Here is a 22,663-nt window from a genome sequence, read left to right as displayed (position 1 = left end):
ATGGGCCCGTAAAAGGGTCCATTTTTTCTACGTACGATAACTGCTGAGATATTTTAAAAGAAAATGAATAAATTACACATTAAATGAAATAAGTAGAGGCGCATAAGTCTAGCTCAAATCAAGGGAAAATCCGAAACAGTCACAGACTGTTAAAAATCATGTAACGAATCGGACACCCTCTAGGGTCAAAAGTCCTGCTACAATTATACATGACCGGAAATATACAGGGTAAAACAAAACAAAGAACTCTCTCACGAAGATGAATGCGAAAAGGGGGTTACAAGAGAGAGAATCAATTGTGAATTTTTTCACATATATTTGTGATTTTTTTCACAAAGTCGCCATAAATGCTGGTTTCCCCACTGGTATAATTCCGGTACATAAAGGCCAAAGCGCGAATAGAAAGGGATCTTGTACATGGATATAGTGGATTTGGGACGACTTCAATTTGCGATAACAACTATCTTTCACTTTGTTTTTGTGCCGATTTCCATCGGGCTGTCATTATTAGTAGCCATTATGGAAACGATGTATGTGGTAAAAAAGAATGACTTGTACAAAAAAATGGCCAAGTTTTGGGGAACCTTTTTGCTCATAAATTTTGCTGTCGGGATCGTGACAGGGATTATGCAGGAGTTCCAATTTGGGATGAACTGGTCTGATTTCTCACGATTCGTCGGTGATGTATTTGGGACACCGCTAGCGATTGAGGCCCTCTTAGCATTCTTCCTCGAATCGACTTTTATTGGACTATGGGTGTTTGGTTGGGATCGTTTGTCCAAAGGTGTGCATCTCGCATGTATTTGGCTCGTATCCATCGGAACGATTCTTTCGGCTCTGTGGATTCTGGCAGCCAACTCGTTCATGCAGCAGCCAGTCGGCTTCGCTATCAATAACGGACGTGCAGAGATGGTCGATTTCTTCGCGCTCCTTACCAATGGACAATTACTATATGAATTCCCGCATACCATTTTTGCGGCATTTGCGACAGGTGCCTTCTTGGTAGCAGGTATCAGTGCTTGGAAGCTGTTGAAAAAACAAGACGTTACATTCTTTGTGCAATCTTTCAAAATTTCGATCGTGGTAGCATTGATCTCCTCACTTGCTATTGCTCAATTCGGTCATGGTCAGGCACAGTATTTGGTTGCTACCCAACCGATGAAAATGGCAGCGAGTGAAGGGCTGTGGGAAACAAGCTCAGACCCAGCTCCTTGGACGGTTTTTGCAACGATTGATCCAGAAAAACAAGAAAACGGTTTTGAAATAAAAATTCCTTACTTGCTTAGCGTCCTGACGTACAACTCACTTTCAGGTTCTGTACCGGGCATGTTGGAATTGCAGGCAGAGTATGAGAAAACCTACGGTCCAGGAAACTACATTCCACCAGTTCGGACGACTTTCTGGAGCTTCCGCATCATGGTAGCGGGCGGTAGTGCAATGATTTTGCTGGCTTTATACGGGGCATACCTCACTTTCCGCAAAAAGCTGGAACAGCCAAACAAGCGGTTCATGCAGTTGATGATTGCGGGTATTTCACTACCATTCATCGCAAACTCAGCTGGGTGGATCATGACGGAGGTAGGTCGTCAGCCCTGGACGGTATTCGGGCTACTGCGTGTTGAAGATTCGGTTTCGCCAAGCATTAGTACAGGAGCGGTATGGTTCTCTCTTATCGCCTTCACGACAATTTATCTAATCCTGCTTTGCCTCTTGGCTTATCTGTTTGCTCGTGTGGCGAAAAAAGGACCGGATATGGATAGTCATGAGGAAGTAGAGGATTTACAGCTTCAGGATCCATTTGATCGTGTAAGGAGTGAACGTTATGGAGCTTAATGAACTGTGGTTCCTGCTCATTGCCGTTCTATTTACCGGATTTTTCTTTCTCGAAGGCTTCGACTTTGGTGTAGGTATGGCGACGCGCCTGCTATCACGAAATGATTTGCAAACCCGGGTTTTGATCAATACGATTGGCCCGTTCTGGGATGCCAATGAAGTTTGGCTGATTACAGCTGCTGGTGCGATGTTCGCAGCGTTTCCGGAGTGGTATTCCACGATGTTTAGCGGGTATTATCTCGTGCTTACGCTGATTCTGCTTGCGTTGATTGGACGCGGGGTAGCATTTGAATTTAGAGGCAAAGGGAAAGGTGAGGCTTGGAAAAAGACGTGGGACGCAGCGATTCTGATTGGAAGCTTTGTACCGCCGATGTTGTTCGGTATGATCTTTGGCAGCCTGGTGAAAGGTGTGCCGATTGATCAGAATATGGAAATGACTGCGGGCTTCTCTGACATTGTGAATGGTTACTCGTTGTGGGCAGGAGTGACCGTTACAGGACTATGCTTGCTGCACGGCCTGAACTTCATCTCGCTGCGCACGGTAGGCGAGTTGCGTGAAAAATCACGTGTACTGGCGGCAAAGCTGTTGCCAATGCAAGCGGTTCTCATGGCGGTGCTTGTAGGGTGGACATTCATGGTCACCGATCTGTTTGAGCGCCAGGGTGTTTTGTTGACCGCAGCTGTACTCTTGGGTGTTATCGCTTTTGTACTGGCTCGTCACTACTTGAGACAAGGCAGGGAAGGATGGGCTTTCGGGATGACAGGTACGATGATCCTGTTGACGTTCGTCTCGATGTTTATCGGTTTGTTCCCACGGGTGATGGTCAGCACGATTGATAGCGCGTTTGATTTGACCCTCTATAATGCAGCTTCGAGTCCATACACGTTAAAAGCAATGACCATTGTTGCAGCAGTGCTTTTACCGTTTGTGCTAGCCTATCAGGCTTGGAGCTACTTCGTTTTCCACAAGCGAGTCACTGAAAAGGATCATTTGGAGTACTAATGGACAAGGAATTGTTCCGATTACAAGGAATCCGACCGGTTATGCTGCTGCTAGCCGGTCTTTCCCTCCTACAAAGTGCGGCGATTATCGGTCAGGCACTGCTTTTGGCGAAGTCGATCGCGATCTTGTTTGAAGGTCAAGCGGTTCAGATGGCGTATCAGCCGCTTGCACTGTTTTTGGTCACGATAGCTGCTCGTCATACCATCGTTTGGCTGCAAAAGAAAGTCGCTGGCCGTTTTGCTGAAGCATCTAGTGAGTCTTTGCAAGGGCGAGTTCTATCCCGATTGTTCGAGCGTGGTCCACGTTTTGCAGCCAGTGAAGGAAGCGGAAAGATTGTTACGCTTGTCCTGGAAGGTGTAGATCGTGTACGTACTTACCTGGAGTTGTCTGTTCCACGTACGCTAGATATGGTTTTTGTTACGTTTCCGCTTCTGGCATTTGTCTACATGCAAGATATGATTTCTGGACTGATCCTGACGGTAACGATGCCTGTTCTCATCGGCTTTTTTATCGTACTCGGTCTGGCGGCGCGTAAACAAGCAGACAAACAATGGCGCTCGTATCGAATGCTATCCCATCACTTCACCGATTCGCTTCGTGGGCTTGCGACGCTCCGGTTTTTGGGACGTAGCAAAGACCATGGGGAGACCGTCGGTAGAGTGAGTGATCAATATCGATCCGCTACGATGCGTACGTTGCGCGTCGCCTTCTTGTCATCATTGGCACTCGACTTCTTCAGCATGTTGTCGGTTGCGTTTGTGGCAGTCGGTCTTGGGTTGCGGCTGATTGAAGGAAACTTTGGGTTTGAAACGGCATTGGTTATCCTGATTCTTGCACCGGAATACTTATTGCCAGTGAGGATGCTGGGATCGGACTACCACGCCTCATTGGATGGCAAGGAAGCTTTGGGGACTATTCGTACCATTATAGATAGTGCCGCAACAGATGAACATAAGGAGGAAACACAAGCAACAAATAGCCAGACGTCTCTGACAGGCGGATGGGATGGAACGATTACTTTGTCCCATATTCGTGTCGTCGGTGAGGATGGCAGACAGCTACTGGGTGAGATATCTGGGGAATTGGGCAGCAACATGAGAAGAGTGGGCATCGTTGGAGCGAGCGGGGCTGGAAAATCAACCCTTCTCGGAGTGCTAGGCGGATTTTCTGATCCCGAAGCTGGTGTGATACAAGTAGATGGGCAACCCGTTACGGGGGATGCGAAGCAGGAGTGGCAACGGCAAATCGCTTACATCCCACAGCATCCGTATTTATTCAATCAATCGTTGGCGGATAACATTCGCTTCTATGAGCCGGAAGCGACGAAGGAACAGGTGGAGCAGGTGATTCGTGATGTCGGTCTTACAGAGCTGGTGGACAGCTTGCCAAATGGCTGTGACGAAATCATTGGCGAAGGGGGCCGCACGTTAAGCGGCGGACAGGCACAGCGGGTTGCATTGGGACGTGCGCTGCTTGGCAACCGACCAGTGATTTTGCTCGACGAGCCGACCGCTCACTTAGATATTGAAACGGAATGGGAGCTAAAACAGACCATGTTGTCGGTGCTGGGGAACAGGCGTGTATTTTTGGCCACACATCGTTTGCATTGGATGCGAGACATGGATTGGATTTGGGTAATCGACCAGGGACGACTGGTGGAAGCGGGTACCTATGAACAGCTCGTTGCACAAAAAAGCGTATTTTATCGGTTGTTGACAGCTGGTGCCAAGGGGGAGAAAGGATGAAGGAAGCGCGAGAAGGCAATCAGGGGTGGTTTCTTCCATACTTTCGCCAATTTTTCTGGCAGTTTGCCGCAGCGGCTTTGCTGGGAACCTTGGCAGTGGCATGTGCGGGCGCTTTGCTTTATACGTCCGGGTATCTGATCTCTCGCTCCGCACTCAAGCCTGAAAACGTCTTAATGGTCTATGTTCCCATTGTACTTGTCCGGGCTTTTGGCTTTAGCAAAGCAGTCATTCAATACCTGGAGCGTTTGGTTGGACACGATGCAGCTTTGCGTGTGTTATCGCGTATGCGTGTGAGTTTGTATCAGGCCATCGAGCCGCAAGCACAGCTCCTCCGCACTCGTTTTCGTACGGGAGATCTGCTTGGTGTACTTGCGGATGACATCGAGCAACTACAAAATGTCTATCTGCGCTTTGTGCTACCTGCTGTATCGGCGGTTCTCCTCTACGGGGCAGGTATTGTGGCACTGGGAAGAATGGACGGGATGTTCGCGCTGCTGATGGCGTTGTACTGTGGGTTTCTGCTGTTTGTTACACCCGCAGTTATCTTGTGGTCATCGATTGCCAAGAGTCGGAGGTTCAAGCAGGAGAGACAGGCAGCATACCGGGAGCTGACTGATGCTGTTTTTGGCATGAGTGACTGGATTCTCAGTGGTCGTACACAGCAGTTTCTCCAGTTGTTTACAAGACGGCAAAAGTCAGCTGCTCAGATCGAAAACTCCATTCGACGCGGAGAATGGCGAGTCCAGTGGATGTCGCAGTGTGCAATCGGTGGAGCCATTGTCTTACTGGTCATCTGGGCGGGCGGACTTGCCGCAACGAATCAGATACCTGCTACGTTGATTGCTGCGATAGGGCTGGTCGCATTTCCGTTGATGGATGCGTTTGCCCGTATTTCTGACGCTGTTGTGCGAATGCCAGAATACAAGGAGTCTCTGGGGCGGCTTCGGGAGATTGAGGGCAGTCGTCCAGCCAGTGTGGAGGCGCAGAAGGAAAAGATGGCTGATCAAGCAGGGGGCAGTTTGAAGCTCGATCATGTTCATTTTCGCTACCCACAAGCCAGCGGTTGGAGTGTGCAGGACGTGTCTTTTGAGGTGGCTCAAGGAGGAAAAATCGCGTTGCTCGGTCGCAGCGGAGCTGGTAAATCGACGATACTGAACTTGATTCGAGGTGCCATACAGCCGGAAGCAGGTCAGGTGACAGTAAATGGGCAGCCTGTCCAATCAGAAGAGGATTCTGCTTGTTTGTTTTCCGTGTTGAATCAGCAGCCGTATTTGTTTGACACAACCGTAGCCAATAACATCCGGCTTGGACGACCCGATGCGTCCGATGAAGAAGTGCGTGCTGTGACAGCTCAAGTCGGTCTGGATCAGCTGATTGAATCCCTACCGGACGGTTATCAAACACGGATGCAGGAAACTGGTTTGCGCTTCTCTGGCGGAGAAAGGCAGCGTATAGCTCTTGCTCGGATTTTGCTGCAAAACAAGCCGATTGTTCTCCTTGATGAGCCGACGGTGGGATTAGATCCGTTGACTGAACGCGATCTCATGGCAACGATCTTCCGTGTCTTGCACGAGAAAACATTCATTTGGGTGACTCACCACTTGAGCGGTGTAGAGCAAATGGACGAGGTTATTTTTATGGAGCAGGGAGTCATCTCGATGCGAGGGACACATGAGCAGTTGTATCAGGACAATCCAAGGTATCGCAACCTGTATACATTGGACTGTCCGTTGGCGTCTGTGATGGAAATATAAGAAGAGGAAGACAGGCTGTTCCGGAGAGGGATAGCCTTTTTCGTTTAAGAGAGGGCCTCGCTGGTTACACCCCGGTAGTAATGGGTGTGCCCGTCATCATAAGTGGTTTGCCCTGAAAACTCGTGGTAATGACTTCCGTCCGGCAGCGGAATAGGCGGACCCGTCCATCCCCTGTAGTGATGCACATGTCCATCATTAAACGTAGTGGTTCCTTCGTAATAATGGACATGCTGATCTCTCATTCCTTCTGGCGGAGACGTTCTGCCACGTATTCGGTGACGATGACGATCCGAAATGCTAGTCAGTGTATCATATCCATGAAAATGCCCGGGCCGATCGGCAAATCGAATAAAGCGTAATGAATGAGAGTGCTGAGAGCTCATTAAGAAACGCCCCTTTGCATGCATTTATCACTAGTAAATGCGTTTGTCGGGCGTTTCGAAACGGACATTCGTCTATGCGTTCAATAACTTGCAAATGCAGAACACTAAAAGCAAAAGAGCCTTCCCCATTGGAAAAGGCTCTCGTCTGATTAAAATAGTTTTTTCCCCATGATATGATCGAGTGGAATCACGCCAATGACTCTACTATCATCGCTATTGTTACGATTATCTCCCATCACAAACACATGGTTTTCCGGTATGACGATTTTGGCATCAGGTACGTTGACCATCTTTTCTTTTATGTACGGCTCATTTAACGACTGACCATTCCGATACAGGCTCTCGTTCTTAAACTCCAAAGTATCGCCGGGTTTGCCAATGACTCGTTTTACCCAGAATGTTTTGGCATCGCTTTTCCCCATGGCGAGCATGAGGAGAGGATTTTCAAGGATGTCATCTTGTAACGTACGATCTCGGTCTACACGGCTGTCGATCACGACAATATCGTTGTACTCAGGGAGATAAGAGAATGTGTGGGACAATTTCGACACATAGATGCGTTCGTCGTTTTGCAAAGTGGGCACCATCGATTGTCCATTCACTTTAAAAGGTTGGAGAACAAATATGTTAACCAGCATCGCGAGTGAAAGGGAGATGCCCAACGTTTTGGTCCAGCCCCATATATCTTTTACGCTTTTCAAATCAGACCGCATCCTTCCACGTGACAGATTACTTTGGTGTGGCTATTGATTAGTACGTGAAGTGGTGCTTTTTGGTTACGTAAATGAAAAGAGAAGCTTGGGAAGCAAAAGGAATTAAGCAAAAAAGCTGAAAAAGATGACAGCAAAAATGCCACTGGGGACAGAGGCGAGCAGGAAATAAAAAGTCCATTTCCATCTGCTTTTATAATCTTGCACTTCATGTTCTTTGTAATAGGCTGAGGGGGCGCTAAGGGCGTTATAAACCATTAATCCAGCTAGCGTAAGGAGACCGAATGCAAGGTACTCCGCATAATGGCCAGCTTGATCGATGTTCCCCGTCTTTATTGCTATGATCATACAGAGGATCTGCAAAGCAGCTCCAAAACCAAGTGCCTTAAGCATGAGAACCACCTGTTATTTTTGGGGTAATTTAACTGTAATTACGTTTAAAAGGAAAAAACGTTTCAATCAGATTAAATCTTTTTAACAAACGAAACCCGGTCGTTTCCATTTCCATCATAATTAGAAGTCACGTCGATTCCATCCACCATTTTATCTCCTTTTTCAACCATAAAACCTAACTTGGTGTGGAAGGAGATTGAACCTTTATTAACAGGAGAGGTAATGCATCGAATCGTATCGCATCCTTTTTGTTTTATGGTTTGAAAGAAATGGTGGTATAATTCGCGGCCCCATCCATCCTTTCGTTTGTCCGGATGTACCCCAACGAAGTGAATGTAAGCTTCTCCAGGGAACGTCTGGGACAAGAACCCGATGAGGAAAGCGATGACTTCTCCATTCTCTTCAACAATAAAGCTCGTTGACTGGAAATGGACAAAAAACAGCTTGGGTAACATATCAGACATTTGTCGCCCACCCCACCAGTCGTTGAGGACCGAAATAACTTTAAGGTAGTCTTGCTCTTGTACATTTCGGATTTGCATCATGCGTGCCTCCTTCATGCTCACTGTGACAAGTCTTTCTGTTCAGGCAATTTTTCCCAGACTACAATGATTAGCGTTGCGATAGGGCCGAGGAGTAAAGAGAGAAAAAACCAATTAAGGCCGCTACGATTTTTTCCTTGAGCTAGTCCAGCGTTGATGAGGGCCAATGTACCCCAGCCAACAAAATATTGATCTTCCATTTTCGAATCTGCCTCCATTGTTAATAGGTTGCTCCTATCATATACGTAATGAAGAAAATAGAGTTGCTAAGAGTTTTACAAAATGTGTATGAACAAACTAAAAATGGCCAATCGAAAGCGAAGGCCACTGAGAGGAACGTAATCCACTGGGTTGAGGTGTCAGTCTGTTTGTTGGCTCTGTTCCGGGAACGGAAGGGGTTCCCTGAACCATGGCATCAAGCGTTTTGATACTCGGTTATTTATACAAGATGTCCTCCCGTAGTGACTCTACTTTGCTCAGAGCATCGGAAATATCTTCTTCGCTGACACCAAAGTGAGTCAGGGCATCACGCAAATGCCTAACGATGGCATCAAAATGAATGGGTTGCAGATTCATCCCTTCGTGAACCTTTGCCATGGAGTGTCCTGTGTATTGATTTGGACCACCGAGGGCATAGCTGATGAACTTTGTTTGGTGTCTACGCTGTTTTTCCATATCGGTGTTTTTGAAAAAGTGGTTCACGGTGTCATCAGCTAAAACTAAATCATAAAAGTAGTCCACTACTTTTGCGACCGTATCTTCCCCACCATATTTCTCGTAAAACGTGCTCATCAGTGACCTCCTTAGGAAAGTTGCTTCCCTTATATATTCCACGATTGATGGAAACTTATTAAAGAAAAGCCCGCAAGCTGATGCCGATTGCATTTCGACGTCAGCCTGCGGACTAGATGTATGTCATGTGCGCTTTGTTTTAGCCAACTTTCCTGATCACTTTCGAATTTCCACCTGAACTGATAATGATCCATCCTTCAGGAACAGGTGAGGCTTGCAGTACCTCAATCTGTGTTCCGTTAGGAGCACCATTGACATTTCTGATCACATTCGATCCTCCATAGGTTCGAACCATGATCCATCCTTTTGGGATAGGCGAAGCGAGCATCACTTCTACCTCCGTGCCGTACGAAGCATTATCAACATTTCTGATTACATTCGATCCTCCAAAGGCTCGAACCATGACCCATCCGATTGGAATAGGCGAGGCGAGCATTACCTCTATCTCCGTACCATAAGAAGCACCGTTCATATTCTTGATTACATTCGATCCTCTAAAGGCTCGAACCATGACCCATCCGTTTGGGATAGGCGAAGCTAGCAGCACCTCTACCTCCGCGCCATAAGAAGCACCGTTCACATTCCTGATCAGGTTCTGCGTTCCTAAACTTCTAACGATAACCCATCCGGCTGGAATAGGGGAGGTAAGCGACACCCAGATTTCTTCCCCATACATGGCGTTTCTGATTTTTTTATTGGAAGCGTAGGTGGTTGCCTTTTCCTGTGTAGAAAGTGCTGCCCCTTGGACTTGTGTGGCTAGAGAGGGTACTACGACGACTGAACTTAATGATAGGATAATAAGTGCTTTTTTAAACATGAGCATCAACCTTTCTTTATGGTGAATGTTATTTAGAAAACGTTCATCGAGTAGTAATCAATTGTTGTACATTACTAAAAATATCAATTTATTCCATTTTATACCATTGTCATTCTCATTACTGTAGGAGATATTGTCGAATGCTAGGCAAAGTTGACGATATGTTGAACAGCCGAGAGAAAAGCAAATGACCCTCTCATCAGTTGAGAGGGTGGAGGGAAGGGTAGATTGTTCGCATGCGGAGCGAAATGGAGAGTAGTCCTATTTCATAAAGCTTAAAGCCACTCCAATGGAATAAGGTACAAGCCATAGAATCCATACGATTAGGCTAAATTTATGGAATTGCTTGATTTGATGTTCTTTCTTTTTCCATAGAACGACACAGGCCCACACTGTATGGAAAAACATCAAGATCAAAGCGATCAACCCGGTAATGCCATGCAAATTCAAGCTGGAACCGTCTGCGAGGAATTTCATAAACGTTGTTCCAATCGTGTCGAATACTAAACCCAAACCAAAAAAGATAAGGTGTTTCGACTTTAGCTCTCCAGAACGTTTTTCGCCCCATACTCCAATCGTATAGGCAATGAGAGCAAGATTTATAAAAATCACCGCTGCTGCTAACACGTAAGATCATCTCCTGTTCATTTCTTTTGACTACGCTTGTAAGTGTAATCGTTGAATATGAACGAGAGATGAACACAATCGTTACGTGGTTACGTGTCTAGAGTAAGTATCCGTTAGCAACTAGTTGCGTAGAGAAAAGAGGCTTTCATATGCGAAAGCCTCCATAAATAATCCGAATATTTAAGGAATTGTCACCGACACGGTTCCCACTGCTCTCCCGATTCCAGTGTTCGATACCAATATATAGTATTTTCCTACGGGTAATTCTTTGGTGCTTGTAAAAGTAAAGGATCCGCTACCCTCAAAACGTCCAGTACCTAATGGACGACTAGAACCATCTGCACTCAAGATTCGATAGGTCAAGTTGGGTTTAATGGAGGAAAGCCTGCCTTTCTGCGTTACATGAACAGTAATCTTTCCAGGTGACTGAATATCGAACCATTTAGAGTCAAGTGAGCTTCTACTCTCTAATTTAGTGTAACGCAAAACTTCTGTAGTTTTCGAAACAGGAGCAATCGCCTCTGTAGACTGAGGTTGGGTACTACTAGCTATTGCGCTTGTCGGAATAACAAGCATGGCAGAAAATGCGAGAAGTGTGGTTTGGATAAATTTTTTCAATGTCATAACCTCCAATTTTTTTATATTCAACAATACATTACCTTTACACCCAAAAATTAGCAATATTTTCAGGTGGGAAATAATATCTAAAAAGCGCCCCTTTTAAAGGAGTACTTAGGCAGCCCATCAAAGCTGAAAACAGCAGGCAACCAAGGAATAGGAACTGATGCCCCTTTGAGGAGCACCAGCCCTGCAGCGTTAGTTTTCTAAGTGTGACAGATCATCTGCATCAAACAAGTGTCTCAAGATGGCGTGACTCACCTCGGTAACGGGCTCGAAAACAAAAGCAACTAGGTGTTCGTGCGGCTCCAGATAGTAATTCCTGTAGCCCAGCTGAATCAACTCCCGATTGAGTCGCGCTGCATCTTCGAAACTTGCGTAAAAATACAGATGCTTGGTCATAGTAATCACCTCCTTCCGCAGTAAACCGTAGCAGAAGGAGTAGAGTCACACCAACAATCGCGAGCCTGGTTTCCAATTGAAAAAGGAAAAACCCTTATTTACAATAAGGGTTTTTCCTTTTTCATAACCTGTTGGCTCTACCGATTATCCACTTTTTCCGGATACATATCATGATTCATCATCCGATGACTCGCCATCTCCTCGTACTTTGTCCCCGGTTTCCCGTAGTTGCAATACGGATCGATCGAGATACCGCCGCGCGGAGTGAACTTGCCCCATACCTCGATGTAGCGGGGGTCCATCAGCTTGATCAAATCGTTCATGATGACGTTGACGCAATCCTCGTGGAAATCGCCGTGATTGCGGAAGCTGAACAAGTACAGCTTGAGTGATTTGCTCTCTACCATTTTGATGTCAGGAATGTAGCTAATATAGATCGTCGCAAAGTCTGGTTGACCGGTAATCGGGCACAGGCTCGTGAATTCCGGGCAGTTGAATTTTACGAAATAATCACGGTACGGATGCTTGTTGTCAAAAGACTCCAATACGCTCGGGTCATAGGAGTAGTTGTACGTTGTGCCTTGATTCCCTAAAAGAGTGAGGGAGGATAAATCGCGTTCTTGTTGATGTGCCATATGAGTACAGTCCTCTTTTCTTCCATGTGAGTAAAATATCGTTTAAACGCCTCGTTTATTGCCCCAGACAAGCGCATGTAGTTGAGGTAGAACCTTCGCGTCATTCATGTCAGGTGTCGCCATCGCATGATCGATTAGCCATTCAAAGCTCTCCAAAAGCTTATCCCGAAGCCGAGGCGTATCAGCGTCCGTCAGATCACTGTTTCCTGGCTGCAAGTAGAAAGGTACCTCTGGAAAACGCTGATGAATGGTGCGTGCATAGGCAAAGTCAGCATCGTCGAAAACAACCACTTTCAGGCTAAGTCCTGGATGTTTTTGTTCCAAAAGCTCGTGTACAATTCGATCAAGCGCTTGAAAATCTGTTTCCATCCCGGAGCTAGGCGGCTTGGGTGAAATCGTAATGTCGTCAATCAGTGGAAGCCATGCTTGCCACTTGCTGCCTTGTGTTTCGATTGCTGTGCGAATGCCATGCTCCTTCAACAGGGTGAGTAAGTCGCCGATGCCAGTCAAAAGCGCAGGATTTCCCCCGGAGATCGTGACATGGGAAAAACGGTCCCCGCCCAAGCGAGTGAGCTCCTCCCAGATCGCCTCGGGAGACATTTGCTGGATTTCATCGCGGGCAGATCCATCCCAGGTAAAAGCGGAGTCGCACCAGCTACAACGATAGTCACAGCCAGCTGTTCGCACAAACATCGTTTTTTGTCCGATAACCATTCCTTCGCCCTGAATCGTAGGGCCGAATATTTCCAAGACCGGGATCATTCCATCATCCACTCCCGTCTTACCTCTGCATAGCTGGTCGGTGTCTCGAATAGGCGAACGAACTCTACCCGAGCGTCGTTGTAGTGGTCGCGGTAGGCATCTGACTGCAATTGCTTTTCCATCTCTTCGAAAATCCACACGACCATGTTTTCGGCGGTGGTATTCATTGGAGGGAGCATTTCATTCAGATAACGATGATCCAAATAAATTTCGATGTGCTCTTTCCAGATTTGCTTGATGTCACCGAAATCGATCACGAGTCCGATCTCGTCCGGAAAGCCGCTGATGCCGAAGACGACCGTGTACGTATGACCGTGGAGATTTTTGCACTTTCCTTCATAGGCGTGCAGATGATGTGCAGCGTCGAAAGTAAATTCCTTGCTTACCAAAACGCGTTTGTTATGGTAGCGAAGCTGTGATTTTTGAATATGGGTACCCAGTGCCTGCATGCGATCGACAATACGAAAATCAAAGTTCGCGCTCATCAGGCTTGTTCTCCAGGTTGATTTTTCTCGGAAAGATAAGTGTCCAGTCCAGCTTTTCGCAGGTGGCAGGCAGGGCATTCGCCACAGCCATCTCCTTTGATGCCGTTATAGCAGGTGAGGGTATTTTCGCGAATATAGGTGAAGGCACCCAGATCGTCCGCCAGCTTCCACGTTTGTGCTTTGTTCAGCCACATGAGCGGCGTGTGAATCACAAACGGATAGTCCATCGACAAATTCAACGTCACATTCAGTGATTTGATAAAGGCGTCACGGCAGTCGGGATAACCGCTAAAATCCGTTTCGCATACACCGGTAACCAAGTGACGTGCTCCTCGTTGCTTGGCGAAAACGCCCGCAAAGGAAAGGAACAACAGGTTGCGTCCGTCGACGAACGTGGATGGCAATTGGCCTTCTTCCTGGGTAATGTCAATATCTGTGCGGGTGAGTGCATTGGGCGCGAGCTGGTTTAACAGGCTCATGTCCAATACGGAGTTTTTGACGCCGAGCTCTGCGGCAATTTGTTGGGCGCACTCGATCTCCAGCTTGTGTCGCTGCCCGTAATCAAACGTGAGGGTTTCTACTTCGCCGAATTGCTCTTTCGCCCAAAACAGGCAGGTAGTGCTGTCCTGACCTCCGCTAAAGACAACGACGGCTTTTTCCTTTTTCATTGCTCTCCATCTCCTTGTAGAGGTAGTTCAAAAAGTCGTCTTTTGATCACGAAGTCGTTCTGAAAGCTGATTCGACATCGAAACTGGCGTCCACCTTCGAAGTCCGGTGCTCATGTAGGTTCCCTACACTCCGCTCCTCCTTTTTCAGGTTCTCACCACTTTCTCGGTGCTGAAAAGCCGACTTTTTGAACACACACTTTGATTGAATTAGAAGAAAGAGAGTTCTTGAACTTTCCATCAAAAAAACAAAAACAATACCAAAGAAAGGTACTGTTATCCTGCTTAGTTTTTTATAGAGGGAGTTCGCGAACCTCTCCCGTGCAGATGCACGGATTTCTTATTTGTGGAACCCAAATGGGCACCTTGAGACATTATACAACAATCAGCGCCAAAGTGGGGGGATTATCGCTTGGAAAAAGATTGACGGATGGAGGGTGCTACTGCTAGTGTTTTTTTCATAATCGATCAACATGGAGTGGAGCGGGTGATTTTGATGAGAGATGTCCCTTTCGTGGAAGAATATCGCGGCGGCATTCTGGAGAACGTACATAACGGCATCGTGTGCGGCGTAAATGAAAAAGGAGAGGTGGCTTATCGGGTAGGCGATGAGAACCATATCACCTTATTGCGCTCCGCAGCGAAGCCCTTTCAAGCCATTCCCATCGCTAAACGTAAAATTGATGAAAAATTCGGACTGAACAGCAGCGAAGCAGCACTCTTTGCGGCCTCACATCGTGGTGAAGTCTATCATATGGAAGGCTTGGAGTCGATTTTACGAAAGACCGGCATTCAGGAAGACGAATTGCTCACTTGCCCGACTTATCCGCTAAACGAGGAACCGAAGTTTACTTGCTTGTCCCAAGGCATAGAAAAACGCAGGCTCTTTCATAATTGTGCAGGAAAGCACTTGGGGTACTTGGCGTTGTCAAAGGATCAAGGATATTCCACTCATGATTACTACAAGGCAGAGCATCCAGCGCAACAGGAGGCATTAGAGGTGTTTGCCAACCTGGCTGACTATCCAAAAGAGCAGGTTCAGCTCAGCGTCGACGGCTGTGGCTTCCCGGTTTTTGCGCTGCCGCTCAAGCATCTGGCGATCGCATATCTAAAGCTCGCTTGCCCGGATCTGATCGAGGATCACATGACGCGTGAGGCTGTAGGGAGAGTGACAGGCTGGATGACGAGCAGTCCCGAGATCATTGCCAGTCACAACTTCATCTGTACAGCGCTTTTAATGGATGAAAATATAATCGCCAAAGGCGGAGCGATGGGCGTATACGGCTTTGCTTTGAAAAAAGAGAGACTCAGCTTCTCGCTTAAGGTACTGAATGGCTCTGAATTAGTATGGCCGCTTATTATTGCATCGATCTTGGAGCAGATTCAGTATGAGAATCAGGAAACCATCGACCGACTGCATGCGCTGGCGCCAAAAGCCATTAAAAACGATAATCAGTTGGTGGTAGGGGAGAAACGACCAGTTTTTGTCTTGAACAAATGCTAATAACGGAGGCGAAGTATCATGCTAGTGGAAGTGATTGCGACTTCAGTTGAGGATGCAAAACGTGCAGAGCAGGGTGGAGCTGACAGGCTGGAGCTCATCTCGGGAATTTTGGAGGGAGGCATTACTCCGAGCTGGGGATTGATTGACGCAGTGGTCAAGGCGGTTTCCATCCCGGTAAACGTCATGGTGCGACCGCATAGCCAATCGTTTTGCTATACAGCAGAAGAACTTGCGGTCATGCGGCAGGATGTACGTATCATCCGTGAGCTTGGGGCAGCAGGTGTCGTATTTGGCATGCTGACTCCAGAAAATAGACTCGATCAGCGGGGAGTGGAGCTGTTACTTGGAGAGTCAGGTACTTTGAATGTGACGTTCCACCGTGCTTTTGATGATGCTGTAGATCAAATCGAAGCAGCGCGTATTCTCCTGGAATATCCCCAAGTTCGTACCATTCTGACCTCTGGCGGCAAAAAAACGGCCATCGAAGGAGCTGATTGCATCGAGCAGCTCGTCAAGCTGACGGAGAACACACAGCTCACGATTTTGGCAGGAAGCGGATTGTCGCTGGCTAACGTTGGAGACCTCGCGAAACGTACGGGTGTCAAAGAGGTTCATTTTGGATCGGCAGTACGAGAAGAAGGACAGGCTCTCCGATACGTCGATGCAGAGCGAGTGGCAGCCATCAAACAACTACTATAAGCAAAAACAAGCCGACATCTTATTTCTGGAAGGATGCCGGCTTGTTTTTTATTTGCTTCCGTATCCAATAACCGACGATGAGAATCAGCGGATACAGGAAGCCTTTTGTTAAATCAAAGAATGGCCAATACGTATACGTTTCGTATAAAAAAGCTCCGTTTGGAACGATGATAATCGCGATGGCGACAAATAAGATACAAATGGGCATGGTGAGCGACTGATGCTCCTTTAAATGGAGAAGCTGCTTTATACCCACGCAGAAACCATACATATACAGTACGACTTTGAAATAAATGGAGACAAACCACATGAGAGCCATCATTGCTTCCTGCCTTTGAAAGAACTCTCCTACATGGACTCGTTTGGCGAGGGAGTAGCTCGGAAATGTCTCACGGGAAACCAATTCCGGGCCGAGCACCAAAAGCGATGAGAAGATGACGGCAAGTAGACAAAGACTACCGTAAATGGCTCCGCGCAAAAAAGCAGACGTGAGCTTTTGTTTTGCATCGAGGAGCGGAGTGATCATGAGAAAAATAACCAGCTCCGAGAAGGGAAAAGCCGTGACTGCAAATACTCCTCTTATGACGGGCTTTATGCCATTTTCCATGAAGGGGAAAAGGTTCTCGAATTGGAACTGAGGGCTTAACAAAAGTAAAAACATAACGAACGTAAGGACAAACCAGAGGAAAAAAATTTCGCTGGTCCGTGCAAAAGCTTCAAGGCCTAATCGAACAGCGTATATGGCGGAGGCAACGAATAGAAACATGACAGCATGGATGGGTGTTGCTTTCATGATGTGCGTGGTCATGAATTCCCCAATCGTCCGTATATAGACAGCGCCGTTGATTAAAATAGCTCCCAAAAAGAAGAGAGAAAAGAACGTGCCGAGCCAACGCCCAAATATGAGCTTGCTCTTTTCAATCAGCGTTTGTTCGGGGTAGATGCGACCGACTACACAAAACAAGTATACGATGGCTAGCCCCAGTACCATGCCGATCAATCCTGATAGCCATCCATCGTGACTTGCTTCAGTCGCAGGTACGGAAGGTAAGATCAGGATGGAATCTCCTATGGTGATGAATGTGACGAGGATGACAAATTGACGGCTGCCAATCTTATCGGAGTTCTGCATGAAGTCTCACCTTGTCCGTAGGTTTATCTTACGTATTATTTCCAAGTTCAGGATGGATAAACGAAACGTAAGCAGGTGTAGTCTCTTGTCTGATTCGTTTTCGGAATAGTATGATAAAAAGAAAGCGGCAAGAAACGATAAGCCAACAGGAGAAAGGAAGAAAAGCTGTGGAGCTGGAAATAAGGTTGTCGGCCATTATCGGACAAGCGGAGGGGACTTGGGGCGTCGTTGTGGAGGAGCAAGGCTCAGCTAAAGGAACCCGTTTTGAACATGTACCGGACGAGCTGTTTATTGCGGAGAGTGTGATCAAAGTGCCGATCATGGCAGCCGTTTTCGCGGCAAGTGAGCAAGGGCATTTTCGATTGGATGATCCGCTTGTTCTACGCCAAGAGGATTTGGTTGGGGGATCGGGGATTTTGTACGCGCTATCTCCAGGCTTGAAGCTTACGATTCGCGACTTGGTGACCCTCATGATTATTCAGAGCGACAATACGGCGACAAATATGCTGATTGATTTGGTAGGAAAAGCGAAGATCGACCAGACTATGATCGATCTGGGAATGCGCCAAAGCTGTTATTCACGCAAGCTGATGATTTATCCACTCGACATCACAGAAAACAATAAGATAACGGCTGGAGATGTTGCGAGTATGCTAGGTCAAATGGCAACGGGCAGTTATTTGTCTGAGCATGCCTGTAAAGAGATGATCGCCATTATGAAAAAGCAGCAAGTCCGTAATGGTCTGCCGTCCCAATTGCCAAGCGAGGAAGAATCCAATTATCCTGCATGGGAACTGCCGTGTAAATCGGGCTGGGATACCGGTAGACAGCATGATGTAGGCTTGCTGTATACGAACAATCGCTGCTTTTCCATTACGGCCTTATCCAAAGATGTAACCGCTCAGTCCGCTCTGAACACACTAGGCTTACTGGGAAGAGCTGTGTATGACTACGCCATTTTGGCTGTCGATTAGATCGGCAGCTTTTTCATTTGTTGATAGCTAAAACTTGCTTGGAGGCTGCATCGATCTCTTGCAATTCAGACGATGTCAAAGAAAAGCGCATGGCCTTGACATTTTCCTCCGCATGATGGACTTTGGAAGCGCCTGGAATCGCAAAGACCGTTTCACCATGAGCGTGAATCAACCAGTTCAAGGCGATTTGTGTAGCGGATGCATCGTATCTGTGTGCCAGCTCCTCGAGGACCGTGATGAGGGGCTGAGACTTTTTTAGCCCGGCAGAACGAAAGGCGGATGTCCATTTTCGGGGGCCTGTAATGGACTGGACAAGGGCTGGATTCTTATGAAATTTGCCGCTTAGAATCCCTTGCTCAAGCGGAGAATAGGCGATAATCGCAATGCCCAACTCTTTTGCCGTATCCAGGATCTCGTTTTGTTCGATCCTTCTGTCCAGCAGGCTGTATTTCACTTGATTGGAGATAAGACGCAGACCGTGCTCGCGCAATACGCGATCGGCTTCTCGCATACTTTTGGCGGAAAAGTTACTTACGCCCACGTTCTGAATCTTGCCTTGCTTGACGAGCTTGGCCATTTCATTCATTTCGCTTGCAACAGAAGACAAGGAGTAGGGCTGGTGGACTTGATGCAAATGGATGGTGCGGTTATCGAGCAAACGAATGCGTTCGTCGATTGTATTCCCGATACTTTTGGCGGTACGCAGGACAGGCCACCATTTCGTCGCAATATGAGCGGAATCCGCTAGTGGCCCGGCGTCGTTTAAGGCTTTTGCCAGCATCTGTTCTGATTGACCTTTGCCGTATACTTCCGCAGTATCAAACCAGTTTATGCCCCCACGCAAACTCGTCTGCACAATTTGTAAAACATCGTGAGGTCCAATGACAGGCCAAAACTTCCCCACCATTCCCTGTCCATTGCTGAACTGCCAGCAGCCTAGGCCTAGAGGAGAAAGCATCAGGTCTGAGCTGCCCAATTTACGTAATACAGGCGTTTCGATTGCTCCCAAGCCACTTCACCTACTCCCATTCTATTATTGATTTAAGATACTTTCTTCCAATACAGCATACTTGTCGCCGTATTCCTTAATGATATGCTTTTCGCCCCATAAGCAGAGCGAATCGAGAATACTTTTCAAGGTCCAGCCGTACTCACTGAGCTCATACTCCACTTTTGGCGGAACCTGATTGTAAATAATCCGGTTGATGATGCCATCGTCTTCAAGCTCTCTCAGTTGCTGCGTCAGCATCTTCTGCGTAATACCCGGCATCAGTCTTTTCAACTCACTCGTACGTTTTTTTCCGTGAGTCAGGTGACACAAAATAACACATTTCCATTTACCGCCGATGACTTCGAGTGTGGCTTCCACTGATATGTTATACTTCTTCTTCACAGTTGATTTCCTCCTGAATGATAGGTACTTTTTGGTGCCTATCACACAAAAAAGTGCGTACTTTTTCTTTTGGTTAGTTTCTCTCATAATAACACTTGTCAAACGACATGAAGCACATTGGGTGACTGGAAACAGTCATACTAACATAGAGAACATGGATGGAGGAGACAAGTTATGCCAAAACATTTGCAAGATACGACTACGCTGTACAACGGAGTAAAAATGCCTTGGGTAGGTCTAGGTGTTTTTAAAGTAGAGGAAGGTCAGGAGCTCGAGCAAGCTGTAAAAACAGCAATCAAGCACGGCTACCGCAGTATCGACACAGCCGCTATTTATAACAACGAAGAAGGTGTTGGCCGTGGAATCCGTGCAGGCTTGCAGGAAGCGGGCATCACGCGAGAAGATCTTTTTGTTACCTCGAAAGTATGGAATTCGGATTTGGGGTATGAGTCCACGTTGGAAGCATATGAGACGAGCCTGAAAAAACTCGGGCTGGAATATCTGGACTTGTACCTCATTCACTGGCCGGTAGAAGGAAAGTTCAAAGAAGCATGGAGAGCATTAGAGACGCTATACAAAAAAGGGTTGGTAAAAGCCATCGGGGTAAGCAATTTCCACGTTCATCATTTAGAGGAACTGCTTAAAGACGCTGAGATTAAGCCGATGGTGAACCAAGTGGAATTCCATCCGCGCCTGTCCCAAGATGAACTGCGTGCCTACTGCAAGGAGCAAGGAATTCAATTTGAAGCATGGTCTCCGCTGATGCAAGGACAACTATTGGACAATCCAGTACTAAAGGGTATGGCAGAAAAATACGGGAAGTCCATTGCTCAAGTCATTATACGCTGGGATTTGCAAAATGGCGTTGTGACCATTCCAAAGTCGACTAAGGAGCATCGAATCGTCGAGAATGCATCCGTATTTGATTTCGAACTGTCGAAAGAAGACATGGAAATGATTCATGCGCTGAACCAAAATCACCGAGTTGGTCCAGACCCGGATAACTTTGATTTTTAATAGCTGACAGCATACAAAAAAACTCCTGATGATTTCAGGAGTTTTTTCGTTGAGGAAAAGGAGTAGGAATCAAATGACTTCTGGCAACTGAATGTCGTCCATGGTTACCACACATTCAAATTGATTGGGGGAGTCGTGGTGAACATGCTCCTTGAGAATACCCATTTTCACGAAAAAGCGCAGGCTGGTGTAAACGGTTGAGAGTGTGATGTTTGGCATCTCGTTTTTTAAAGCATGGTAAACGTCTTTGGCTGTATAGTATTTCCGATTGCTAAGCATAAGAAGGAGTACGGCTCTTCTTTGGATGGTTAATCTTTTTCCTAGATGCTTTACTTGTTGTGTGACACTGACAATATGTTGATCCATTACAGGTCACCCCGTTCTTAGATTATAATAATTACTATATTATAATTATCCTTTTTATTTTGTGTACAGTCAACTTTTTCTTTCCATATCTTATCCAGCTCTTGGCATGAGCGTGCATGTTTCTGAGGGATGCGTAAATCTTACATAAGAGGGATGAGGAAATAGGGGTTTTCTTTTCGACCAAAACATGGTAGTGTATGTGCGGATTTTTCTTACGTGATAATGTCAGGAGTGGAACCATGTGGCACGAAAAAGACGAACCGCAATCCAGATGAACAGTCCGCAGCGAAAAATACTCGAATACGGCATGCTGGTTCTAGGATCGCTAGTATTGGCAACAAGTTTCAATCTGTTTCTGAATCCAAACCAAATTGCTTCTGGAGGCGTTTCTGGGCTGTCTACGATTTTGCATAACTTGTTTGGCTTTTCTCCAGCAGTCGTGCAATGGGCAATGAATATTCCTTTGTTTCTATTAGGATTTAAACTACTCGATCGGCAATACAGTATGAAGGCGGCGGTTGGTTCGATTGTTCTCCCGTTGTGTGTCATGCTGACCAGTCACCTACAGCCGTTAACGACGAACCTCCTGCTGGCAAGTATTTATGGGGGAATCGGGGTAGGGCTTGGGATTGGTATCGTGTTTCGGGGGAGAGGATCGACGGGCGGTTTTTCCATTGCATCACAAATCCTCCACAAATATTCAGGGTTTAGCTTGGGTGCATGTGTAGCTGTATTTGATGGACTAGTGATCTTGTTTGCGGGGATTGTATTCGATCCGGAAAAAGCATTGTATGCACTTATCGCGTTGTTTGTGACCAGCAAGACGATTGATATTGTTCAGATGGGCTGGAATACTTCCAAGGTCGCTTATATCATTTCGAATGAAACAGATACGCTGAGAGAAACCATCTTGTATGATTTGGATCGTGGCGTCACTTTGTTGGATGGTGCTGGTGGATATACCGGCGACGCGCGTAAGGTGCTCATGGCAGTGGTTAGCCAAAGTGAAGTGAGTAAGCTGAAAATCATGGTGCGTTCCGTGGACCCGGATGCCTTCATTATTTTGTGCCCTGCTCAGGAAGTGTTGGGAGAGGGCTTTCGAGCGGGTTAATATTATATATAGAAGAAAAGAGCGGTGGGGGAGTCGTTCCACTGCTCTTTTTTTGTTCGATTTTTATTCTGAATGAAATTATTTTAGATTTTCTATTGCATTTAAAATTTATACGTGCTATATTAAATCTCGTGAGCGGGACACACACGAAACGCACACAACGAAAACAAACAAATGCCGGTGTAGCTCAATTGGTAGAGCACCTGACTTGTAATCAGGGGGTTGTGGGTTCAAGTCCTATCGCCGGCACCACTACATAATCTGTAGTAGGGAAATGAAGCGGAGCGCTTGATAGCGCGAA

27 protein-coding genes, 1 tRNA gene and 1 riboswitch are annotated in these 22,663 nt (G+C 46.7%); of the genes, 10 read left to right on the top strand and 18 right to left on the bottom strand.

Annotated elements, in window-relative coordinates; genetic code table 11:
* Positions 1–417 precede the first annotated feature (417 nt).
* Genes HPY27_RS16590 through cydC form a run of 4 tightly spaced genes read left to right on the top strand, consistent with a single transcriptional unit; the run spans position 418 to position 6,335 of the window.
* On the top strand, positions 418–1,833 hold the full coding sequence (locus HPY27_RS16590) for a cytochrome ubiquinol oxidase subunit I (protein ID WP_174225478.1): 1,416 nt from the start codon (positions 418–420) through the stop codon (positions 1,831–1,833).
* Positions 1,823–2,836, top strand: a complete 1,014-nt coding sequence (gene cydB / locus HPY27_RS16585) for a cytochrome d ubiquinol oxidase subunit II (protein ID WP_174225477.1) — start codon at positions 1,823–1,825, stop codon at positions 2,834–2,836. Before HPY27_RS16590 ends, cydB begins: the two co-directional genes overlap by 11 nt.
* A complete protein-coding gene (gene cydD / locus HPY27_RS16580; protein ID WP_174225476.1) occupies positions 2,836–4,581 on the top strand; it encodes a thiol reductant ABC exporter subunit CydD in 1,746 nt (581 codons plus the stop codon). The genes cydB and cydD overlap by 1 nt, the downstream gene beginning before the upstream one ends.
* Complete coding sequence (gene cydC / locus HPY27_RS16575; RefSeq protein WP_174225475.1) at positions 4,578–6,335, top strand: thiol reductant ABC exporter subunit CydC; 1,758 nt, start codon at positions 4,578–4,580, stop codon at positions 6,333–6,335. The genes cydD and cydC overlap by 4 nt, the downstream gene beginning before the upstream one ends.
* A gap of 44 nt (positions 6,336–6,379) precedes the next feature.
* On the opposite strand, the gene HPY27_RS16570 is transcribed toward cydC, so the two are convergent.
* From HPY27_RS16570 to queC, 14 genes are all read right to left on the bottom strand, one after another.
* Complete coding sequence (locus HPY27_RS16570; RefSeq protein WP_082192224.1) at positions 6,380–6,718, bottom strand: YmaF family protein; 339 nt, start codon at positions 6,716–6,718, stop codon at positions 6,380–6,382.
* A gap of 149 nt (positions 6,719–6,867) precedes the next feature.
* Complete coding sequence (gene lepB, locus HPY27_RS16565; RefSeq protein WP_017251163.1) at positions 6,868–7,431, bottom strand: signal peptidase I; 564 nt, start codon at positions 7,429–7,431, stop codon at positions 6,868–6,870.
* A 102-nt stretch (positions 7,432–7,533) separates the two neighbouring features.
* Complete coding sequence (locus tag HPY27_RS16560; protein WP_173623054.1) at positions 7,534–7,821, bottom strand: hypothetical protein; 288 nt, start codon at positions 7,819–7,821, stop codon at positions 7,534–7,536.
* A 71-nt stretch (positions 7,822–7,892) separates the two neighbouring features.
* Entirely contained in the window at positions 7,893–8,363 is a 471-nt protein-coding gene (locus HPY27_RS16555) for a GNAT family N-acetyltransferase (RefSeq protein ID WP_174225629.1), read from the bottom strand.
* Between the two features lie 20 nt (positions 8,364–8,383).
* Complete coding sequence (locus HPY27_RS16550; protein ID WP_026043294.1) at positions 8,384–8,563, bottom strand: hypothetical protein; 180 nt, start codon at positions 8,561–8,563, stop codon at positions 8,384–8,386.
* A gap of 235 nt (positions 8,564–8,798) precedes the next feature.
* Positions 8,799–9,155, bottom strand: a complete 357-nt coding sequence (locus HPY27_RS16545) for a group I truncated hemoglobin (RefSeq protein ID WP_173623055.1) — start codon at positions 9,153–9,155, stop codon at positions 8,799–8,801.
* Positions 9,156–9,294: 139 nt separating this feature from the next.
* The gene (locus HPY27_RS16540; protein ID WP_174225474.1) at positions 9,295–9,972 is read right to left on the bottom strand and encodes a hypothetical protein; all 678 of its coding nucleotides are present in this window, start codon (positions 9,970–9,972) and stop codon (positions 9,295–9,297) included.
* A 261-nt stretch (positions 9,973–10,233) separates the two neighbouring features.
* On the bottom strand, positions 10,234–10,599 hold the full coding sequence (locus HPY27_RS16535) for an HsmA family protein (protein ID WP_174225473.1): 366 nt from the start codon (positions 10,597–10,599) through the stop codon (positions 10,234–10,236).
* Positions 10,600–10,779: 180 nt separating this feature from the next.
* Positions 10,780–11,217, bottom strand: a complete 438-nt coding sequence (locus tag HPY27_RS16530) for a hypothetical protein (protein WP_174225472.1) — start codon at positions 11,215–11,217, stop codon at positions 10,780–10,782.
* 198 nt (positions 11,218–11,415) lie between these two features.
* Positions 11,416–11,619 carry a hypothetical protein gene (locus tag HPY27_RS16525; protein WP_017251155.1) on the bottom strand — a complete coding sequence of 68 codons (204 nt, stop codon included), beginning with the start codon at positions 11,617–11,619 and terminating at the stop codon, positions 11,416–11,418.
* Between the two features lie 137 nt (positions 11,620–11,756).
* Positions 11,757–12,254 carry a preQ(1) synthase gene (gene queF / locus HPY27_RS16520; RefSeq protein ID WP_007729714.1) on the bottom strand — a complete coding sequence of 166 codons (498 nt, stop codon included), beginning with the start codon at positions 12,252–12,254 and terminating at the stop codon, positions 11,757–11,759.
* Positions 12,255–12,296: 42 nt separating this feature from the next.
* On the bottom strand, positions 12,297–13,016 hold the full coding sequence (queE, locus tag HPY27_RS16515; RefSeq protein ID WP_174225471.1) for a 7-carboxy-7-deazaguanine synthase QueE: 720 nt from the start codon (positions 13,014–13,016) through the stop codon (positions 12,297–12,299).
* Positions 13,013–13,501 (bottom strand): 6-carboxytetrahydropterin synthase QueD, encoded by a 489-nt coding sequence (queD, locus tag HPY27_RS16510; protein ID WP_017251153.1) that lies wholly within the window; start codon positions 13,499–13,501, stop codon positions 13,013–13,015. Before queD ends, queE begins: the two co-directional genes overlap by 4 nt.
* Positions 13,501–14,169 (bottom strand): 7-cyano-7-deazaguanine synthase QueC, encoded by a 669-nt coding sequence (gene queC / locus HPY27_RS16505; RefSeq protein ID WP_017251152.1) that lies wholly within the window; start codon positions 14,167–14,169, stop codon positions 13,501–13,503. Before queC ends, queD begins: the two co-directional genes overlap by 1 nt.
* A 276-nt stretch (positions 14,170–14,445) precedes the next feature.
* A riboswitch (PreQ1 riboswitch) is annotated at positions 14,446–14,489 on the bottom strand.
* Between the two features lie 173 nt (positions 14,490–14,662).
* On the opposite strand from queC, the gene HPY27_RS16500 reads away from it, so the two are divergent.
* Positions 14,663–15,670, top strand: a complete 1,008-nt coding sequence (locus HPY27_RS16500; RefSeq protein WP_174225628.1) for an asparaginase — start codon at positions 14,663–14,665, stop codon at positions 15,668–15,670.
* 18 nt (positions 15,671–15,688) lie between these two features.
* Positions 15,689–16,369 carry a copper homeostasis protein CutC gene (locus HPY27_RS16495; RefSeq protein WP_174225470.1) on the top strand — a complete coding sequence of 227 codons (681 nt, stop codon included), beginning with the start codon at positions 15,689–15,691 and terminating at the stop codon, positions 16,367–16,369.
* Between the two features lie 19 nt (positions 16,370–16,388).
* On the opposite strand, the gene HPY27_RS16490 is transcribed toward HPY27_RS16495, so the two are convergent.
* Positions 16,389–17,501: a GerAB/ArcD/ProY family transporter gene (locus HPY27_RS16490; protein WP_173623060.1), complete on the bottom strand. Its 1,113-nt coding sequence runs from the start codon at positions 17,499–17,501 to the stop codon at positions 16,389–16,391.
* A gap of 167 nt (positions 17,502–17,668) precedes the next feature.
* On the opposite strand from HPY27_RS16490, the gene HPY27_RS16485 reads away from it, so the two are divergent.
* Positions 17,669–18,475: a serine hydrolase gene (locus HPY27_RS16485; protein ID WP_174225469.1), complete on the top strand. Its 807-nt coding sequence runs from the start codon at positions 17,669–17,671 to the stop codon at positions 18,473–18,475.
* A gap of 13 nt (positions 18,476–18,488) precedes the next feature.
* Here HPY27_RS16485 and HPY27_RS16480 read toward each other — a convergent pair whose 3' ends face one another.
* Positions 18,489–19,433: an aldo/keto reductase gene (locus tag HPY27_RS16480; protein ID WP_174225627.1), complete on the bottom strand. Its 945-nt coding sequence runs from the start codon at positions 19,431–19,433 to the stop codon at positions 18,489–18,491.
* Between the two features lie 75 nt (positions 19,434–19,508).
* Positions 19,509–19,868: a winged helix-turn-helix transcriptional regulator gene (locus HPY27_RS16475; RefSeq protein WP_017251146.1), complete on the bottom strand. Its 360-nt coding sequence runs from the start codon at positions 19,866–19,868 to the stop codon at positions 19,509–19,511.
* A gap of 174 nt (positions 19,869–20,042) precedes the next feature.
* Here HPY27_RS16475 and HPY27_RS16470 point away from each other — a divergent pair, with 174 nt between their 5' ends.
* A complete protein-coding gene (locus HPY27_RS16470) occupies positions 20,043–20,885 on the top strand; it encodes an aldo/keto reductase (protein ID WP_069848323.1) in 843 nt (280 codons plus the stop codon).
* Between the two features lie 69 nt (positions 20,886–20,954).
* Here the strand turns inward: HPY27_RS16470 and HPY27_RS16465 are convergent, their stop codons facing one another.
* The gene (locus HPY27_RS16465; RefSeq protein WP_017251144.1) at positions 20,955–21,251 is read right to left on the bottom strand and encodes a Fur family transcriptional regulator; all 297 of its coding nucleotides are present in this window, start codon (positions 21,249–21,251) and stop codon (positions 20,955–20,957) included.
* Between the two features lie 241 nt (positions 21,252–21,492).
* On the opposite strand from HPY27_RS16465, the gene HPY27_RS16460 reads away from it, so the two are divergent.
* Positions 21,493–22,362 carry a YitT family protein gene (locus tag HPY27_RS16460; protein WP_017251143.1) on the top strand — a complete coding sequence of 290 codons (870 nt, stop codon included), beginning with the start codon at positions 21,493–21,495 and terminating at the stop codon, positions 22,360–22,362.
* A gap of 176 nt (positions 22,363–22,538) precedes the next feature.
* Positions 22,539–22,614, top strand: a tRNA-Thr gene (locus HPY27_RS16455).
* Positions 22,615–22,663 lie beyond the last annotated feature (49 nt).

It is taken from the genome of Brevibacillus sp. HB1.1, from assembly GCF_013332445.1.
Classification (GTDB): domain Bacteria; phylum Bacillota; class Bacilli; order Brevibacillales; family Brevibacillaceae; genus Brevibacillus; species Brevibacillus porteri.
The sequence above is the reverse complement of the archived record's forward strand: the minus strand, read 5'-3'. Positions and strand labels throughout refer to the sequence as shown.

Coding starts and splice junctions, on each gene's coding strand:
- HPY27_RS16590 (WP_174225478.1), top strand. CDS start 418: ATGGATATAGTGGATTTGGGACGACTTCAATTTGCGATAACAACTATC.
- cydB (WP_174225477.1), top strand. CDS start 1,823: ATGGAGCTTAATGAACTGTGGTTCCTGCTCATTGCCGTTCTATTTACC.
- cydD (WP_174225476.1), top strand. CDS start 2,836: ATGGACAAGGAATTGTTCCGATTACAAGGAATCCGACCGGTTATGCTG.
- cydC (WP_174225475.1), top strand. CDS start 4,578: ATGAAGGAAGCGCGAGAAGGCAATCAGGGGTGGTTTCTTCCATACTTT.
- HPY27_RS16570 (WP_082192224.1), bottom strand. CDS start 6,718: ATGAGCTCTCAGCACTCTCATTCATTACGCTTTATTCGATTTGCCGAT.
- lepB (WP_017251163.1), bottom strand. CDS start 7,431: ATGCGGTCTGATTTGAAAAGCGTAAAAGATATATGGGGCTGGACCAAA.
- HPY27_RS16560 (WP_173623054.1), bottom strand. CDS start 7,821: ATGCTTAAGGCACTTGGTTTTGGAGCTGCTTTGCAGATCCTCTGTATG.
- HPY27_RS16555 (WP_174225629.1), bottom strand. CDS start 8,363: ATGCAAATCCGAAATGTACAAGAGCAAGACTACCTTAAAGTTATTTCG.
- HPY27_RS16550 (WP_026043294.1), bottom strand. CDS start 8,563: ATGGAAGATCAATATTTTGTTGGCTGGGGTACATTGGCCCTCATCAAC.
- HPY27_RS16545 (WP_173623055.1), bottom strand. CDS start 9,155: ATGAGCACGTTTTACGAGAAATATGGTGGGGAAGATACGGTCGCAAAA.
- HPY27_RS16540 (WP_174225474.1), bottom strand. CDS start 9,972: ATGTTTAAAAAAGCACTTATTATCCTATCATTAAGTTCAGTCGTCGTA.
- HPY27_RS16525 (WP_017251155.1), bottom strand. CDS start 11,619: ATGACCAAGCATCTGTATTTTTACGCAAGTTTCGAAGATGCAGCGCGA.
- queF (WP_007729714.1), bottom strand. CDS start 12,254: ATGGCACATCAACAAGAACGCGATTTATCCTCCCTCACTCTTTTAGGG.
- queE (WP_174225471.1), bottom strand. CDS start 13,016: ATGATCCCGGTCTTGGAAATATTCGGCCCTACGATTCAGGGCGAAGGA.
- queD (WP_017251153.1), bottom strand. CDS start 13,501: ATGAGCGCGAACTTTGATTTTCGTATTGTCGATCGCATGCAGGCACTG.
- queC (WP_017251152.1), bottom strand. CDS start 14,169: ATGAAAAAGGAAAAAGCCGTCGTTGTCTTTAGCGGAGGTCAGGACAGC.
- HPY27_RS16500 (WP_174225628.1), top strand. CDS start 14,663: ATGAGAGATGTCCCTTTCGTGGAAGAATATCGCGGCGGCATTCTGGAG.
- HPY27_RS16495 (WP_174225470.1), top strand. CDS start 15,689: ATGCTAGTGGAAGTGATTGCGACTTCAGTTGAGGATGCAAAACGTGCA.
- HPY27_RS16490 (WP_173623060.1), bottom strand. CDS start 17,501: ATGCAGAACTCCGATAAGATTGGCAGCCGTCAATTTGTCATCCTCGTC.
- HPY27_RS16480 (WP_174225627.1), bottom strand. CDS start 19,433: ATGCTTTCTCCTCTAGGCCTAGGCTGCTGGCAGTTCAGCAATGGACAG.
- HPY27_RS16470 (WP_069848323.1), top strand. CDS start 20,043: ATGCCAAAACATTTGCAAGATACGACTACGCTGTACAACGGAGTAAAA.
- HPY27_RS16465 (WP_017251144.1), bottom strand. CDS start 21,251: ATGGATCAACATATTGTCAGTGTCACACAACAAGTAAAGCATCTAGGA.